The 17,465-nt window shown below is 40.8% G+C and carries 13 protein-coding genes and 6 tRNA genes; 4 read left to right on the top strand and 15 right to left on the bottom strand.

All coding sequences use genetic code 11. The annotated features are described in order from the left end of the window. Positions 1–6: 6 nt before the first annotated feature. Both L2740_RS01080 and L2740_RS01075 read left to right on the top strand, forming a co-directional pair. Complete coding sequence (locus tag L2740_RS01080; protein WP_248948102.1) at positions 7–1,275, top strand: YeaH/YhbH family protein; 1,269 nt, start codon at positions 7–9, stop codon at positions 1,273–1,275. A gap of 9 nt (positions 1,276–1,284) precedes the next feature. After that, positions 1,285–2,799 (top strand): SpoVR family protein, encoded by a 1,515-nt coding sequence (locus tag L2740_RS01075; RefSeq protein ID WP_248948101.1) that lies wholly within the window; start codon positions 1,285–1,287, stop codon positions 2,797–2,799. A 66-nt stretch (positions 2,800–2,865) separates the two neighbouring features. Here L2740_RS01075 and rplY read toward each other — a convergent pair whose 3' ends face one another. From rplY to L2740_RS01015, 12 genes are all read right to left on the bottom strand, one after another. Continuing rightward, positions 2,866–3,153, bottom strand: coding sequence for a 50S ribosomal protein L25 (rplY, locus tag L2740_RS01070; RefSeq protein ID WP_202722036.1), 288 nt, complete (start codon positions 3,151–3,153; stop codon positions 2,866–2,868). A 148-nt stretch (positions 3,154–3,301) separates the two neighbouring features. Further along, a complete protein-coding gene (gene mepK / locus L2740_RS01065) occupies positions 3,302–3,850 on the bottom strand; it encodes a peptidoglycan L,D-endopeptidase MepK (RefSeq protein WP_248948586.1) in 549 nt (182 codons plus the stop codon). 96 nt (positions 3,851–3,946) lie between these two features. After that, positions 3,947–5,341: a L,D-transpeptidase family protein gene (locus L2740_RS01060; RefSeq protein WP_248948099.1), complete on the bottom strand. Its 1,395-nt coding sequence runs from the start codon at positions 5,339–5,341 to the stop codon at positions 3,947–3,949. A gap of 419 nt (positions 5,342–5,760) precedes the next feature. Then, positions 5,761–5,846 (bottom strand) — tRNA-Leu (locus L2740_RS01055). 127 nt (positions 5,847–5,973) lie between these two features. Beyond that, positions 5,974–6,047, bottom strand: a tRNA-Cys gene (locus tag L2740_RS01050). A gap of 699 nt (positions 6,048–6,746) precedes the next feature. Then, a tRNA-Leu gene (locus tag L2740_RS01045) sits at positions 6,747–6,832 on the bottom strand. Between the two features lie 127 nt (positions 6,833–6,959). Continuing rightward, a tRNA-Cys gene (locus tag L2740_RS01040) sits at positions 6,960–7,033 on the bottom strand. Between the two features lie 12 nt (positions 7,034–7,045). Further along, positions 7,046–7,121: transfer RNA gene (locus L2740_RS01035), tRNA-Gly, on the bottom strand. Positions 7,122–7,272: 151 nt separating this feature from the next. Beyond that, positions 7,273–7,821: a CDP-diacylglycerol--glycerol-3-phosphate 3-phosphatidyltransferase gene (gene pgsA, locus L2740_RS01030; RefSeq protein ID WP_248470794.1), complete on the bottom strand. Its 549-nt coding sequence runs from the start codon at positions 7,819–7,821 to the stop codon at positions 7,273–7,275. A 47-nt stretch (positions 7,822–7,868) separates the two neighbouring features. Beyond that, complete coding sequence (gene uvrC, locus L2740_RS01025; RefSeq protein WP_248948098.1) at positions 7,869–9,698, bottom strand: excinuclease ABC subunit UvrC; 1,830 nt, start codon at positions 9,696–9,698, stop codon at positions 7,869–7,871. An 18-nt stretch (positions 9,699–9,716) separates the two neighbouring features. Further along, positions 9,717–10,361, bottom strand: coding sequence for a UvrY/SirA/GacA family response regulator transcription factor (gene uvrY, locus L2740_RS01020; protein ID WP_248948097.1), 645 nt, complete (start codon positions 10,359–10,361; stop codon positions 9,717–9,719). 209 nt (positions 10,362–10,570) lie between these two features. Continuing rightward, a tRNA-Ser gene (locus L2740_RS01015) sits at positions 10,571–10,661 on the bottom strand. Positions 10,662–10,881: 220 nt separating this feature from the next. On the opposite strand from L2740_RS01015, the gene L2740_RS01010 reads away from it, so the two are divergent. Together L2740_RS01010 and fabA are read left to right on the top strand one after the other, a co-directional pair. After that, positions 10,882–12,591: a S16 family serine protease gene (locus L2740_RS01010; protein ID WP_248948096.1), complete on the top strand. Its 1,710-nt coding sequence runs from the start codon at positions 10,882–10,884 to the stop codon at positions 12,589–12,591. 67 nt (positions 12,592–12,658) lie between these two features. Further along, the gene (gene fabA, locus L2740_RS01005) at positions 12,659–13,174 is read left to right on the top strand and encodes a bifunctional 3-hydroxydecanoyl-ACP dehydratase/trans-2-decenoyl-ACP isomerase (RefSeq protein ID WP_248948094.1); all 516 of its coding nucleotides are present in this window, start codon (positions 12,659–12,661) and stop codon (positions 13,172–13,174) included. Between the two features lie 104 nt (positions 13,175–13,278). On the opposite strand, the gene rmf is transcribed toward fabA, so the two are convergent. The 3 genes from rmf to L2740_RS00990 form a co-directional block, all read right to left on the bottom strand. Then, positions 13,279–13,455, bottom strand: a complete 177-nt coding sequence (gene rmf / locus L2740_RS01000) for a ribosome modulation factor (RefSeq protein WP_220781850.1) — start codon at positions 13,453–13,455, stop codon at positions 13,279–13,281. Between the two features lie 185 nt (positions 13,456–13,640). Continuing rightward, on the bottom strand, positions 13,641–15,515 hold the full coding sequence (locus tag L2740_RS00995) for a DUF3466 family protein (protein WP_248948093.1): 1,875 nt from the start codon (positions 15,513–15,515) through the stop codon (positions 13,641–13,643). Positions 15,516–15,545: 30 nt separating this feature from the next. After that, positions 15,546–17,465, bottom strand: a complete 1,920-nt coding sequence (locus tag L2740_RS00990; RefSeq protein ID WP_248948092.1) for an ABC transporter ATP-binding protein — start codon at positions 17,463–17,465, stop codon at positions 15,546–15,548.

Raw genomic sequence — 17,465 nt, 5'->3', positions numbered from 1 at the left:
GTGCGCATGACAAGTTTTATTGATAGAAGACTTAACGCCAAAGGTAAAAGTACCGTCAATCGTCAACGATTTATTAATCGTTATAAAAAGCAGATTAAAAAAGCGGTAAGTGATGCAGTCACCCGCCGCAGCGTGACTGATGTTGATAAAGGCGAAAAGATCAGTATCCCTACTCGCGACATTAGCGAGCCTACATTTCACCAAGGTAATGGCGGCGTCCGTGAGCGTGTCCACCCGGGTAACGATAAATTTGCTCGCGGCGATCAAATTGAACGCCCACCAAAAGGACAAGGGCAAGGTGCCGGACAAGGAGAAGCATCAGACTCTGGCGAAGGCCAAGATGATTTTGTTTTCCAAATATCTAAAGATGAATACTTAGAGCTTCTGTTTGAAGATCTAGAGTTACCTAACTTGCAAAATAATCGATTAAATAAACTCGTTGAATATCAAGTGTATCGAGCCGGTTTTACCAATGATGGCGTACCAGCCAATATTAATATTGTCCGCTCATTACGCTCATCACTTGCTCGTAGAACGGCGATGACTTCCACTAAGAAGTCCAAGTTAATTGCATTAGAGCGTGAGCTTGAGGATCTTGAAAATACCCCAGGCTCAGAAGCTGAGCGTATATTGGCGCTTAAGGCTGAAATCAAAGATCTCAAAGAGCGGATTAAGAAAGTGCCGTTTATTGATACCTTCGATTTACGTTACAACAATTACGCTAAACGTGAAGTACCGTCTAGTCAGGCGGTGATGTTTTGCCTCATGGATGTCTCTGGTTCCATGGATCAGGCAACCAAAGATATGGCGAAACGATTTTACATATTGCTGTATTTATTCCTAACTCGAACCTATAAAAATCTCGAAGTTGTGTATATCCGCCATCATACACAAGCTAAAGAAGTCGATGAGCATGAGTTTTTCTACTCCCAAGAAACTGGCGGTACAATTGTATCTAGTGCACTTAAACTTATGCACGAAATCCAGCAAAAACGTTATCCGGAAAATGAGTGGAACATATACGCAGCTCAAGCATCGGATGGCGATAACTGGGCCGATGACTCCCCTTCTTGTCACGAGCTTTTAGAAAAGAAACTACTTCCTGTTGTACGCTATTTTAGTTATATCGAAATCACTAATCGTGCACACCAAACCTTGTGGCGAGAGTATGAAGATTTACAAAAATCACATGCCAATATTGCTGTTCAACATATCAAGCAGGCTGAGGATATTTACCCAGTATTTAGAGAGCTTTTTAAAAAGCAGGCTGTGTAGGAGGCGCTAATGGATACTCCAAATAAAACAACACCAATGGATGATGGCCCAGATTGGAACTTTGATTTATTACAAACCTATTTGACCGAAATTGAGCGCGTTGCAGGGATCTATCGCTTAGACGCATACCCGAATCAGATAGAGGTCATTACTGCAGAGCAGATGATGGATGCTTATGCCGGTATTGGTATGCCAATAGGTTATACTCACTGGTCATTTGGTAAACGATTTATCGAAACGGAACAGGGTTATAAACGTGGGCAGATGGGACTTGCCTATGAAATTGTGATTAATTCGGATCCGTGCATCGCTTATCTGATGGAAGAAAATACCATCACAATGCAAGCACTAGTAATGGCACATGCAAGCTTTGGCCATAATAGTTTTTTTAAAGGTAACTACCTTTTTAAAACATGGACTGATGCAAGCTCTATTATTGATTACCTTGTGTTTGCTCGAAACTATATCAGCGAATGTGAAGAGCTTTACGGTATTGAAAAAGTGGAAAGTATTATCGACTCTTGCCATGCCCTTATGAGTAATGGCGTTGATAGATATAAACGTCCGAGTGAAATATCGTTCAAAGAGGAAAAGGTTCGCCAAAAAGACAGAGAAGCCTACTTACAAAGTCAAGTTAATGAACTGTGGCGCACCATTCCCGATCAACCACAAGAGGAAGCTAAGCTTGAAAAAACTAACTTTCCATCAGAACCACAGGAGAATATCCTCTACTTCATAGAGAAAAATGCCCCGTTATTAGAACCTTGGCAACGAGAGATTGTTAGAATAGTCCGTAAAATGGGGCAATATTTCTATCCCCAGAAACAGACTCAAGTGATGAATGAAGGCTGGGCAACATTCTGGCATTACACCATCTTAAACCATCTCTATGATGAGGGTTTAGTCACAGACAGATTCATGCTGGAATTTCTACAAAGCCACACCAATGTTGTCGCGCAGCCAAGTTATAACAGCCCCTATTATAGTGGTATTAACCCTTACGCTTTGGGTTTTAATATGTTTGTCGACATACGTCGGATCTGTGAAAATCCAACAGAAGAAGATAAAGAATGGTTTCCTGATATTGCTGGGAGTGACTGGTTAACAACCTTACACTTTGCAATGGAGAACTTTAAAGACGAAAGCTTTATAAGTCAGTATCTATCGCCAAATATCATCAGACAATTTAAGCTATTTTCTATTCTTGATGATGATAGAAAAAACCATATTCAAGTTTCGGCTATTCATGATGATTCTGGATATAAAGAGATCAGAGAAAAACTATCTCAGCAATATAACCTCTCTAATCTTGAGCCAAACATTCAAGTTCAGAACGTAGAGGTAAAAGGAGATCGATCATTAACCTTAAGGTATGTACCTAACTCAAGGATCCCACTGGCTGATACTTGTCAGCAAGTGGTAAAGCACCTACATCGCTTATGGGGATTTGACGTAAAACTTGAACAATGCGATGAAGGAAACATCAGTATTATTGCTGCTTGCCCAGAAAAACCAGCAGAATAGTTATTAAATATGTTCAGCCATAAAAAAAGCGCCTTTAAGGCGCTTTTTTATCAAATCAGCTTAAAATTAAGCGAATTTGAAGTCAACGTGTTCGATCATAGGCTTGAACGCGTGGCGTTGCATGTCTTGAACGCGAACTTTAACATCTTTACCTTCTAGAGCGATAGTTAGCTCAGAAGTGTAGAAATCTTGGTTCTCTTGAATGTTGATGATATCTTTGTGTTCAAAAACAATAGAGATAGCTTCTTTACCTGGACCGTAGATAACACCAGGAACTTTCTTAGCGTGACGTAGGCGGCGGCTCGAACCTTTCCCGATTTCTGTACGAACTTGTGCAGCGATAGTGTAAGACATATTTAACTCACTTTATAAAAAATAATAAAAAATTCAAAGTCACCATTTTCGACCAACGATGACTTGTGCTTAAAGCGGGCGGATTCTACCATAGCGCTTTTAAATTAACAAAGTTTATCGTACTTAATACTCAGATATACGCCAAACATTACCAATTCCTGACCGGGCCGGTATCAATATGAATGAAACCTGAATTTGGGTAGTAACCAACTCCGCCAAGTTTTAACTCAATTGCGGCCTCACGGATGTGAGCAAGTTTGACACCAGGTAAATCTAGATCTAATGCCATGCCTTTCATATGGTAGCTTTTTTTTGCAACACCATTACTGTTTTTAGCTAACATCGCATTGGTTTTTGGCGAACGATAGCCAGATATAATGTGCAACTCATCATCAAAACTCAGTTCTTCAGTTAATTTAAACGCAAAATCAAAAAGGCGTTTATCCATAGGTGCAGATTCGTTTTGGCGATGATCTCTTAGCACTTGGCTAAAATTGGTTAAAATTTTACTTTGATAGTTACCATCTATCCAGTAGCTTCCCTGCCCCCGTTCACCAGTGTGGCGATTATAAAAGCCTAAACTTCTCACCCCGGTTGTTGAACGACTTGCTTGTGCTTTTGATGGCAACATTGAAAACATTGCTACGCCACCTAAGCCTAATAATAACTGTCTACGAGAGGAACATACTACTGACACACTTTCACCACTGACTACTTTTCCAACAACTGGCAAGCAAACTAACCTTTCAGAAATAAGAAATCAAGCGCAGAAGCTAAATTAGCTAAAACTGCACTACAAGTCATTGATCTGTGCACTTTCGTGGTCTTGAACCTGAGGTTGGCTGTGCATTTGGTAGATATCATTTCTAAACTGTGCTTGATTCGAATCATCCATCCAAGCCGTCCAATAAACTAAATGAACATTCAATTTAGCGTTAAGTGCAAACCATTGAGTTCGTGTTCTGTCTCTATGTCTATCAACCCAAGTTTGTTTATCTTTAACTAAATTTGCAGCCATCCAGTTAGCTAAACCTTCAACGTTTTGCACTCGAATACACCCTGAAGATAAAGCTCGATTACTACGTTCAAATAATTCCGGATCTGAAGTGTCATGCAAATAAACACTAAAATCGTTAGGAAAGTAAAACTTGTACCGTCCTAACGTATTATTTAAACCCGGACGTTGTACAAACCGGTATGGAAATGGGCCTTTGGCTAAATCACTCCATTGCTCTGCAGTTCTTTGCATGCGATTATCATCTCGATCATACACATCAAAATTACGCTCTGCGATATAGTTACCGTCCTTTCTCACTTGCGGGAGTAAATCATTGTAGAGGATCTTTTTTGGCACTCGCCAACTTGGATTAATCACTACATTTGAAATAGAGCTACTTAGCAAAGGCGTAGGTCTATAGGGTTTACCTACAATAACTTTAGAGGCTAATTCTACTCTGCCCTCATTAAACAGCTCCATCTCAAACGCTGGAATATTGATGACTAAGAAGCGCTCTTCTCGTTGAGCCATAAATTCTGCGCGTTGAACAAAATTGTTTGCCAATATTGATGCCCTTTCTGCAGGCAAAATATTTAACCATTTCATAGTCTCAGGACCGATAACAGCATCCGGTTTTAGGCCATGTCGTAATTGAAAGCGTTTCAAGGCATTGGCCACTGAACTGTCTAATATTGTTGATTCTGAAGCTGAGTTTTCTATATCGCCCAATAGCCATAGACGTTTAACAACATCTGCTATAATCGGATCTTGCTTACCAGGACGAATAAGTTGGGATAGCTGGATTGGCTGCCACCAATCTTGCTCAGCAAGCCACATTAAATGACGGATTCGATTCTGAACCTGCAAATAGCCAGCAAGTTGAGGCTCTAAAGCCAGTGCTCTTATAAATGGATCATCAAGTTTATTAACAGCAGCATTGTTTATAGGGATCTGTTTTGATTGCCAGAACGCTTGAATATCTGTTTCTATTTGCTGAATTGCGTCGGACTTGACAGATGCTTGTGTTAACACGACTTTATGCTGGTCAAACTCCGAGTTAGGTTTAACTAAAGCAATAAGCGATACCTGTTGATATAGCATTTTTTTCGCACGTTGAAGTCGTTCATCAGCAAGGCTAACAACACTAAAACACAGCAGGCTTATACAACATATAAAACGACAAAACCCCATCTAACTTCCCTTTTAAACTACTTTAATAAAGTATGGCAAACAATTGTGTTTTGTATATGACCAAAACATAAATTAACCAGACTTTACCGACTTAGTTATAGAGGGCTAAACCAACACAGCATGATTGTTTCTTAATATTAGCGAGTTAACGACAGTACCGAATGATTAAGCTTGCTGCCTAATCCGAGGTTATGACTAAAACAACTGTATTCTTGATAAAGTAAAGGGCGTCGTTATTTTCATTAGCAGCACAATATCTCCCCATTTCAGCGTAAAGGCTTTAATGATAGTACCCGTGGCCAGACTTGAACTAGTGCGCACTATATCAATGAAGAGTGCGAGGGATTTAAGTCACTTCAAATTTAACGCGTAAAAAAACCAGCACAATGGCTGGTTTGATTACATCTTCTAGTTGAAGATGGTACCCGTGGCCAGACTTGAACTGGCACGCTTATTCAGCGAGGGATTTTAAATCCCTTGTGTCTACCGATTCCACCACACGGGCAAACTCTTTGACTTTGATGATACGCATTGTCGGTATCAATACTGTTTACTCTCATTGCCTTATAATTAAAGCTAATGTGTAAACTCACCAAACTCTTATTCTTTTCGCCATAACTCTTAAAGAATTATGGAGGCGCGACCCGGAGTCGAACCGAGATCGACGGATTTGCAATCCGCAGCATAGCCATTCTGCCATCGCGCCGTTTTGTTTCCCATCTGTTGGGAACGAGGCACACTTTACCTGAATTAAAATCTCAGTCAATAATAAATTAAATGATTTTATTCAACTGGTTAAAACACGATCTAACCAGGCAAATAACGTTCAATGAATGCTTATAAAATGGCTAATCTAGATCTCAAGGATGCCGTTCTCCTCTGCTCCTTGTCTTTCTTCGGCAAAACCAGATAAAGATACAAGCAGCCCTGTTGGGGCGTATATACTGAACTTTAATCAGGGTTATAGTGTATTTGGTATATATCCCCGAATGGTAATGTGGAGGCTTTAATGATGGTACCCGTGGCCAGACTTGAACTAGTACGCACTATATCAATGAAGAGCGCGAGGGGTTTAAGTCACTTCAAATTTAACGCGTAAAAAAACCAGCACGATGGCTGGTTTGATTACATCTTCTAAATGAAGATGGTAGTACCGTGGCAGATTTGAACCTAGATGCCTTATTTAACGAGACTGCTCTTATTAAAAGTAATCACTTGTTCTTTTGTCATAGGCGTAAATACAAAAAAGCCCCCGCTTATGCGGAGGCTTTAATGATGGTACCCGTGGCCAGACTTGAACTAGTGCGCACTATATCAATGAAGAGCGCGAGGGATTTAAGTCACTTCAAATTTCAGACGTAAAAAAACCAGCGCTAGGCTGGTTTAGTCACTCTTCATAAGAAGATGGTACCCGTGGCCAGACTTGAACTGGCACGCTTATTCAGCGAGGGATTTTAAATCCCTTGTGTCTACCGATTCCACCACACGGGCAAACTCTTTGACTTTGATGATACGCATTGTCGGTATCAATACTGCTTACTCTCACTCGCTTATCATTAAAGCTAATGTGTAAACTCACCAAACTCTTATTCTTTGCATCATAACTCATACAGAATTATGGAGGCGCGACCCGGAGTCGAACCGAGATCGACGGATTTGCAATCCGCAGCATAGCCATTCTGCCATCGCGCCACTTTATTAAATTGGAGCGACATATCGGGTTCGAACCGATGACCTATACCTTGGCAAGGTATCGCTCTACCAACTGAGCTAATGTCGCATTTCAATTTAATCTGTATTCAGGTTTGCGTTTAACTCGCTCCCCTTGACTACGGAATGGCATTCTACCGATTAAATACCAAGAGTCAACGCTATAATTACCGATAAATGTCTGTTTGCGCACTTATCGAACTTTTCGGTGTTTTAACCAGCTATTCGGCAGTTAAATCTTTCCAAGCCGCCAAAATATAGCTCATCATCGACCATAACGTAAGAACTGCTGCTACGTAAAATAATGCATAAGCTACGTAAGTTAAAAATTCATTTGGTTGCCAAATTAAGCCTGTTATCGCAACCATTTGCGCTGCAGTCTTATACTTACCAATCCAAGACACAGCAACTGCGCCGCGTTTGCCAATTTCAGCCATCCACTCCCTGAGAGCTGATATTACAATTTCACGACCAATCATAATAAGTGCTGGTAGGGTCAACCAAATATTACCGTACTCAGAGATCAATAATACTAAGGCGGTGGTCACCATGATTTTATCTGCAACCGGGTCAAGGAATGCGCCAAAGCGAGTTGATTGTTTTAATTTACGCGCAGCATAACCATCTAAAGCGTCAGTAACAGCGGCTAACCAAAAAACAAATGCAGATGCAAAAGGAGACCAGGGCTCTGGAATATAAAAAAGCACAACAAAAACAGGTAACAGTATTAACCTGAAAAGTGTTAACGCAATAGGAATGTTAAACGGCATTTTAGAACCTATTAGTCAAAAGCAGCGCCAATCTTGCCTTAATTTTGTTACCCTCGCAATGCATCATGTATCGTTTGTGCCATTTCTAGGCTAATACCGGGAACTTTTACCAATTCAGACACACTTGCGCCCTTCACTTCTTGAATACCACCTAAATATTGCAGCAACGCTTTACGACGTTTAGGGCCAACACCTGCAATGGATTCCAGCGAAGAAGTGTTGCGTGTTTTTTGCCTTTTGTTTCTGTGCCCAGTAATTGCAAAACGATGAGACTCGTCACGAATATGTTGTATCAGGTGTAATGCACCTGAATCTGCAGGCAATGTAAACGATTCTTCATTTTCACCATAAATTAAAGTTTCGAGGCCAGGCTTACGACCTTCACCTTTTGCCACGCCTATGAGCGTAGGTGCATTGTCTAAAGCAACAAATTTCTCATCCACTATCTTTTGCGCGATCCGTAATTGGCCAATACCACCGTCAATAAATAAAATATCAGGGATTTTTCCTTTATCGGTAACCTTATCGAAACGGCGAGTAATCGCTTGTTTCATAGCTGCATAATCATCACCAGGTGTGATACCTTCAATATTATAACGACGATAATCTGCCTTGTTAGGCCCCTCTCGGTTAAACACTACACAAGAGGCTACCGTACTCTCTCCCATCGTATGACTGATATCAAAACACTCCATACGTTTGATGCTACTTGTTGCTTCAATTGCCTCTTCTAACAATAGGAATCGCTGCTCTACAGTATTCTTGTGCGATAAACGTGTATTAACTGCGTTTGTTGCATTAGTTAAGGCTAACCTTAAAAAGCTGGCTCTTTCACCACGAACATTGGTTTTGATCTCAACTTTTTTATTCTGTCCCGTTTGAATCGCTTGTGCTAATTCGGTTTGCTCCTCAAACGATTCACTAATCAAGATCTCTTTTGGAGTTAAGCGTTGGCTGTCTGCGTTGAGATAAAACTGTAACATAAACGAGCGCAAGACTTCGGATACCTCTGTGTTAGCTGGTACTTTAGGGTAATAGCTTCGGCTACCGAATATTTTACCTTCTCGAATAAACAACAAATGGAAGCATGCGACACCTGAAGCATAATAAGCACCTATGACATCAAGATCACCTGATGCATTCGATACCTCTTGCTGCTCTGATACACGCCTTAACGCAGTGATTTGATCACGAAAAGTAGCAGCTTGCTCATAACGCATTTCTGCAGCGGCTAATTCCATTTGCGCGACTAACACCGACATAACCTGACTATTCTTGCCTTTTAAAAATAGTGTGGCTAAACGAACCTGTTCTTGATAATCAACGGTGCTAATTTTGTCAACACAAGGCGCACTGCAACGGCCAATTTGATATTGCAAACAAGGTCGAGAACGAGATTTATAATAAAGGTCGTCACATTGCCTAATCGGGAATATTTTCTGCATCAGGTGCAAGCTTTCTCGTACAGCACCACCGTTGGGGTATGGTCCGAAATATTGTCCCTTATCGCGCTTCGGACCTCGATGATAGGCCAAGCGTGGGTGTTTATGATTACTTAATAAAATATACGGGTATGACTTATCATCTCGAAGCAATACATTGTATTTGGGCATGTATTGCTTGATGTAATCATTTTCAAGGATCAGGGCATCAGTTTCACTGTGAGTCAGTGTTACATCGATATTGGCGATATGAGAAACCAATGCTTGGGTTTTAACATTGGCTAAATTTTTACGAAAATATGAAGAAAGACGCTTTTTTAAATCTTTCGCCTTCCCCACATAAATCACAGTCCCCTTTTGATCATACATCCTGTAAACACCAGGCGATGAGGTAACTGTTTTCAAAAAGTCTTCGGCATTAAATGCATCTGGCATAACAGGTTTGAATTTGAGTTAGAATTGTCCCGTATCCAACATCTTATATCTTATTGCTAAACGAGTCAGCTCTACATCGCCTCCAATACCAAGTTTCGCGAATAATCTGTAACGATAGCTGTTAACAGTTTTAGGGCTCAAATTAAGCTGCTCAGAGATCTCGCTGACCTTTTCACCATTGGTTATCATCAACATAATCTGTAACTCGCGTTCAGATAGCGTTTTAAAGGGATTCTCTTCTGACTGGTTAAATTGACTTAAGGCCATCTGCTGCGCAATTTCTGGCGATAAGTATCTTTGTCCATGAGCTACCTGTCGAATAGCCTGTAATACCTCAGGAGAGGTTGCACCTTTAGTTAGGTAACCCGATGCACCTGCTTGCATAACTTTTGTGGGAAAAGGATCTTCAGTGTGAATAGTTAAAACAATGATCTTAGCGTGGGCTTGGAAACGCAAAATTTTTCGAGTAGCTTCTAATCCACCAATGCCGGGCATATTCATGTCCATTAAAATCACATCAGCTTCATTTTTACGGCACCACTGTACAGCGGTTTCGCCATCACCAGCCTCTCCGACCACTTTAATACCGCGCTCGTCTTCAAGGATCCGTCGAATGCCGGTTCTAACTAACTCATGGTCATCAACTAAATATACAGAGATCAAAGTTGTCTTACCCTTAAATGCCTTATCCTGACCAAGAGGCTTTGGACAGAATTTAAAATGTTAATAAGAGTTAATTTATCGCATATGACAAGATATAGAAAGGAAAAAATAGCAAATTCAATGCGACTAGCACTTATATAAATAAGTTATTAATTAATGACTTAGATAGAAAAGCAAAAAAGGCAGCCTTAGGCTGCCTTTTCTTAATTTGGCGGAGAGATAGGGATTTGAACCCTAGATGGGCTATAAACCCATGCCGGTTTTCAAGACCGGTGCATTCGACCACTCTGCCATCTCTCCAGTGGGCTAGATATTATGCGTTTCATAATATGAAGTAAACCTATATAACTAAATTTATGTTAAATCCAGCATCTTATGACTAAATAGCAAACGATATAACAGATTATGACCTTGAATAACATCGCGCATGCTGCACTCTCTTGTCATACTGAATGTGATCTATCAAAGACTTTGCAAAACTGTGCTAGTATCAGCCTACTAAAAATAGCCATGCACTTTTATGAACTCAAACGTTATTCCTGCTTCAGCACTAATTCCTCATTTTACGCTTTCTCCAAAACAGGAATTTACTCCCAGCGCAAAAGCAAACTTATTAGCCCAAGAGCGCTGCTCAGACGCATTTAGACTGCTTAGCGAAACAGACAATCAACATATGTTTATCGCAGAGTATTTTGGCTGTAACCGTAAACGTACTATCAAGGCTCTAATCGATGCACACGGCATATTTTCGCCACAATTTTTAGTGGTCAATGAACATCAGGAACCAATTTGGACCCAAAGCCTAAGCTGTGCTGCCAAACCTTTAGCGTCAAAGCAGCATAAGTATCGATATTTATCGGGGTCAATCCGCAAAACAGACCTAGTCGGCCGCTATAACAACGAAAGTAAAATGTACGAGCCGGGTTTGTTGGCAACATGCCATTATTTATTTATTTGTGCAGATTCTTTATGGAAGAGAGAGCCTCTTTGGGACTTATTACTTGAGATCCTTGATAAACAAGCCTACCACGCCCACTCTCAGCTCGCTGAACTACCGTTAAATTGTAAAATAGTGCTGATTGGCTCTAGCCACCAATATGGTAGCTGTTGGCTAGGAGAGCCGAGCTTTTCGCGCCATTTTCCACTCCTTGGTGAATTGATCAATGAAATGGATCTTGATGAGCATTCAGTTGATGAGTATTGCCATTGGTTAGCGGGTATTTTTGCTGATTTAAATATTCAGGTAGAAAGTGACGCGTTGCAATTACTACTACAATTTTGCGCCAAGCTTGCTGATCATCAATTACGCCTAAGTTTAATGGCAACCAATATTGAACATTTGTTAGCTCAAGCGAAGGCCTATGGCCGTAATGAGCTCATTAGCCATCAAACACTAGCCCATAGTATAGCAATGCTCAATCAACGACATAATGCATCAGAGAGGCTATCAGAACAAAATTTTGATGATCTTTTTATCAACCTACCAACTCAAGATGAAGTCATTGGCCAGATAAACGGTTTAACCGTGATTGAAAACGCAGAGTTTAGTTATGGTGAACCTGCACGTATTACTGCTTCAGTCCATTATGGCGATGGCGAAGTCGCCGATATTGAGCGTAAATCTGAGTTAGGTGGCAATATTCACGCGAAAGGTATGATGATTTTATCAGCCTGTTTGTACCGCATATTTGGAAAGGACGCTCCACTTCACCTTAACGCGAACATAGTGTTTGAACAATCATATCAAGAGATTGACGGCGATAGTGCGTCGTTGGCTGAATATTGTTGCCTAATATCAGCTATAGCGGAAAAGCCGATAAATCAAAGTCTTGCTGCTACTGGAGCCATCGACCAGTTTGGAAATGTTCAGGCTATTGGCGGTGTTAACGAGAAAATAGAAGGTTTCTTTAAGCTGTGTAAACGTCGAGGTCTTACGGGTAATCAAGGTGTCATAATCCCCTGCTCTAATATGCAACAACTGAACTTACATCAAGACGTCATAGATGCTGTCGCTGAAGGCTTGTTTTCAATTTATCAAGTTAAGCATATCGATGAAGCTGTTGAAATTCTCATGCAACTGCCAGCAGGTAGTGCTGATGAGGACAATCAATTTCCAGACGAGTCGCTATACGGTTTAGTACAGTCTCGATTAGAAAATCTAGCTGGATACCAAGACGAAGAACCTAGCCTTTTTGCGAGACTTCTCGATAAATTTAAAATTTCTAGCTGATCGGAGTTGTTTAGCGTACACGTGTTCGCTAACCTTGGCAGCTCAAATTGCTGGAGTATAAAAAATAATGAGTTACGCAAACAGTTTTACTAAAGAAGATCTTGTTGCCTGTGGACTTGGCAAACTATTTGAACCGAATTCTCCAAGATTGCCAAAAGATAATATGTTGATGATCGATCGAGTATTAAAGATTAATACCGATGGTGGTGAGTTTGGTAAAGGTGAAATTGTAGCGGAACTGGATATTAACCCTGACCTTTGGTTTTTTGATTGTCACTTTGCAGGTGATCCAGTTATGCCTGGTTGCCTTGGATTAGACGCTATGTGGCAATTAGTCGGTTTCTTCCTTGGTTGGGAAGGGGCGCTAGGTAAAGGTCGTGCATTAGGTGTCGGTGAAGTAAAATTCACTGGCCAGGTTTTACCTGAAGCTAAAAAGGTGACCTATAAACTTACTATTAAGCGTAAGGTATACCGTAAACTGGTAATGGGTATTGCAGATGCAACAATGGAAGTTGATGGGCGTGAGATCTATAGCGCCAAAGACCTTAAGGTCGGTATTTTTACCGATACAACCTCATTTTAAATCGCTGTTAGTTGTCATTAAAATGCCCTCTTTATTAGAGGGCAAAAATGCTGCTTAGTTGATCCCTTGTAAAATTCAAAATTCTTAGAATAGATGACTAAGTGCTATTTATTAAATAAGCCGCTTACTCGTCCATCAATGCCCTCGCGCCAACCACCAAGCCATTGTGATTTTGAATCAAGTGTCGAATAGGGACAGATCTCTTTTGATCGGCCTCCAATTCCCGCTTGGAAACCTTTTGAAAAAGCTCTATCTAATCGATCTCTTTTTTGTCTTTTCATGCAAGCATCCTCTCTTCGATAACAAAAGAAGCTATCGCTTCTCCCCATAAATAAATCTTTTTTTACTCGAGATCAATCCCTAAGAAACGACTTATTCATGGTTATTTTTTAAGCTATTGAGAAATCTTACAAATTTATTGCAAAAAAAATCGAGGCATTAGCCTCGATTTAATCTTCACAATCTCTTACTTAAAACGGCGTCTAAACCATAACAATGGCAAAGCTAACAACCATGCAAAACTAGCCGCGCCTTTACGCACGTAATTATCGTCACTGCCATCATCATCAACAACTGTACAAGCTTCTGCACCTGCAGTTGTGTTTGGCTGTAATACAACCATGCGCGGCAAGAATGAAGTCACAGGGTCGCCATAACCATTAAGCTCAAAAAATGGTAAGCCATTGTCACCAATCACGATATTGCCATCGTCATCAAATTTATAAGATGGTTTACGAATAAAGGCTGTACCCACAATAGTGCCATCTTCGTTAATGCTATTCGCTTCGACAACTAAGATTTCACTTTTATAGGTTAACGTTTTACCTGAGCCATCTTCTACACTAACTAAATTGCGTTCCCAGTTACCTTCAGCATTTTGCTGATAACCTTTAGACTCACAAGTCAGTAGGTTATTGAGGTTTTTAAATTCACCTTCAGGAAACTCTGAATTAGGTAGCTGATATAAGAAACCAGCTTTTGGACGTGGTTTCTCTTTATCATGAGTTGTTTCAATATAACCAACGACTTGACCTTGATTATTGATGTCACGTGCTCTGCTTCCAAGGTCTGAAATGCTATTATAAAAGTCATTTGGAGTAACTAGTGGCGTTTCAGGACTATTAGTATCAAAGTAGAAAAACTTATCGCGGCGATAACCATTGATGTACTTGTTATAACTACCAACGAGTATACCGTTATCATTAACATCGTAAGCAATTGACGAGTAAACATCTATTGCTTTATCAACATCTACCCAGTTGTACTTGTATTCGCCTGTAGTTGCATCTTTAGTCCAATAAGCAGCATCGTAATATAACCTATCAGTATCATTGTTACGATAAACATAAGAACGTCCAGCTACAACTCCTTGGTTATTAACTCCCAATCCCTGCGCACTGTATACAGACTCATTGGTGACTTCGAGACCAAGCGGCAACATCGTTGGTGTTACTACACCAGCATCATATTGCCAAACGTATCCACGTATTTGATACTGAATATCACTATAGCCATATTGGTTCGGAAACTGAGCCGCTTGAATACAGATATCCTGTGGCGCGGTTTCACTGTTGTTTTCAACGCAAGAATTAATAATGTTAGCACTATTTTCGCTGATATCTGTACTGGCATAACCAGCAATCAAACCGCTATTATTGACCGCAGCAGCACTTGAAAAACCACCTACGGTTATTGTTTGCTCTTCAGATTCACCCTCTTTATAAACATATTGATTATAAGGCGGTAATAATGGAACTTCAGCATCTGCACCTGACTTTACAAATCCACGCTGTTCATATTCACGGTAATACCAAAACTCTTGAGTTTCACTACTACCATCATATGGAAGAGTTTGCTCTTCAGCCGTCATCGCGCCGACTTTCAGCCCTGAGTCGTTGATATCATAAAAGAAAGTATCTACTGAATTGACTGTGTCTTCATCTTCAGGAAACGTCGGCGCAGTAGTGCCGTTAACACTTTCAAATGTAGGTAACCATTCGTTACCAATCGAATTAAAAGTAAAGTTGTTTGCTATAATCGGCAAATTAACAGAGTAAGTAATGGTCTCAGAATCTGCTACACCATCTTCAATGTCGATAACACCGTCATCTTCTTCAGAAACAGTAAGCTTTTTCTTACCTTTAGCAGTACCAACAGCTTCATTGCTGCTATTAACCGCCATACCATAGCCGTTACGGGTGTTGGCTATAGTTCCGTTTAAATCGTAGGTATCAAGATCGATATTAATAATTTCATAAACAGGTGCTGCCTGCACACCTTGAAGTACGCTTATCACGCCAACAGCAACTAACGATAGGGTTTTATCCAACTTAAACTTCATTAACTCGCTTCCTATTTCTTATTTTTTAGCTTACTTCAATGATTCGAGCTCTTCCCATCGCTCAAAGCAACTCTCAAGCTGACTCTCCTTATCGGACAACGCTTTTAAGTTTTCATTCACTATTTTTTGTTCCTGGCTATAAAACTCAGGCGCACTAACAATTGTTTGTAGTGCTTCAAGCTCTTGCTCTAGCTGCTCCATCAAAGCAGGTAAAGACTCTAATTCGCGTTGTAGCTTATATGAAAGCTTTTTCTCGGCTTTCTTTTCAACGACGGTTGCAGCAGGCTTAGCCTCTACAACAGCTGCTTGGACAGCTTTTTGTGCTTGAGGTTCCTCAGAGTAGAATCGAGCCCCTTGAGAAACAGCATCCTCATAGCCGCCAACATATTCACTCCAGCCACCATTACCTGTAAACCACCAGCTACTGGTTACTGTATTGTCAATGAATGCACGATCGTGGCTAACAAGTAACAATGTACCTTTATAATCAGCAAGTAAAGACTCTAATAACTCTAACGTCTCAATATCGAGATCGTTGGTCGGTTCGTCGAGGATAATAAGGTTTGCAGGCCTTAGCAACAAACGCGCAAGCAATAAACGGTTCTTTTCACCACCAGATAAAGCTTTAACTGGTGTTCTAGCTCGCATTGGCGAGAATAAAAAGTCCTGTAGATAACTTAATATATGGCGGTCTTGACCATTAATTGTTACGGTTTTCTTACCTTCACCAACGTTGTCTTCAACGGTTTTTTCAGGATCTAATGCCTCACGATATTGGTCAAAGTACGCAATTTCAAGCTTAGTACCGACTTTAACATGACCTGACTGTGCTTCTAGTTGACCAATCAACAACTTAACCAGAGTTGATTTACCACAACCATTAGGCCCGATTAGAGCAATGCGGTCGCCACGTATAACTGTTGAGCTGAAGTTTTTGACCAAATTCTTTTCTGGTAGGTTGTACTCTAAGTTTTCTATATCGAAAACCAACTTGCCCGAGCGCTCCGTATCAGCCACAGCCATTTTAGCGCCGCCTTGACGATTAAGACGCGCCATACGCTCGACGCGTAGGTCCTTAAGTGCACGCACGCGACCTTCATTACGGGTACGTCGAGCCTTAACACCTTGACGGATCCATGCTTCTTCTTCAGCAAGTTTTTTATCAAAGTGAGCATTTTGTTCTGCTTCAACACGCAGCCATTCAGCTTTACCTTCAAGGTACGCTTGATAGTTACCAGGCCAGGATGTGACAACACCACGATCTAAATCTACGATTCGTGTCGCCATACGTTGAATGAAGCCACGGTCATGGCTGACAAACACAATTGCGCCACGATAACTAAGTAAAAACTGCTCTAGCCATTCAATGGTATCAATGTCTAAATGGTTAGTTGGTTCGTCGAGTAACAGTAAGTCAGGATCACTCACGAGTGCGCGAGCAAGTGCAACTTTACGCTGCCAACCTCCAGATAGCTCCGATAATGGTGCCTCTGAATCCAAGCCTAGTAGTTCACAATTTTGACTAATACGGTTGTCTAATTGCCATCCATTTAAGTGGTCAATTTCTTCCTGCAAACGCTCCATTTGCTTTAGCATACGTTCCATCTCATCAGGAGATGCGGTTGCTAAGTCGTGTGATAACTGATGATAACGTTCAAGTTTTTCACCGACTTCTTGCAGGCCTGCTGCAATATAAGCGTATACAGTACCCTGCTCTGCTTTCGGTGGATCTTGCTGTAAACGACTGACTTTAACATCTGTTGCAATGTTAAACTCACCTTCATCAAGCAAAACGTCGCCACTTAATACTTTCATTAAGCTCGATTTACCCGCGCCATTACGGCCAACAATACAAACACGCTCACCTGGTTCTATAGTGAAATCGGCATTTTGTAATAATGGGGTATAACCGTAGGCTAAAGAGCCGTTATTAATACGTACGAGACTCAA

This window comes from Shewanella pneumatophori, assembly GCF_023283895.1.
GTDB lineage: Bacteria > Pseudomonadota > Gammaproteobacteria > Enterobacterales > Shewanellaceae > Shewanella > Shewanella pneumatophori.
Note: the sequence above shows the minus strand (reverse complement) of the source record. Positions and strands in the feature narration are given on the sequence as shown.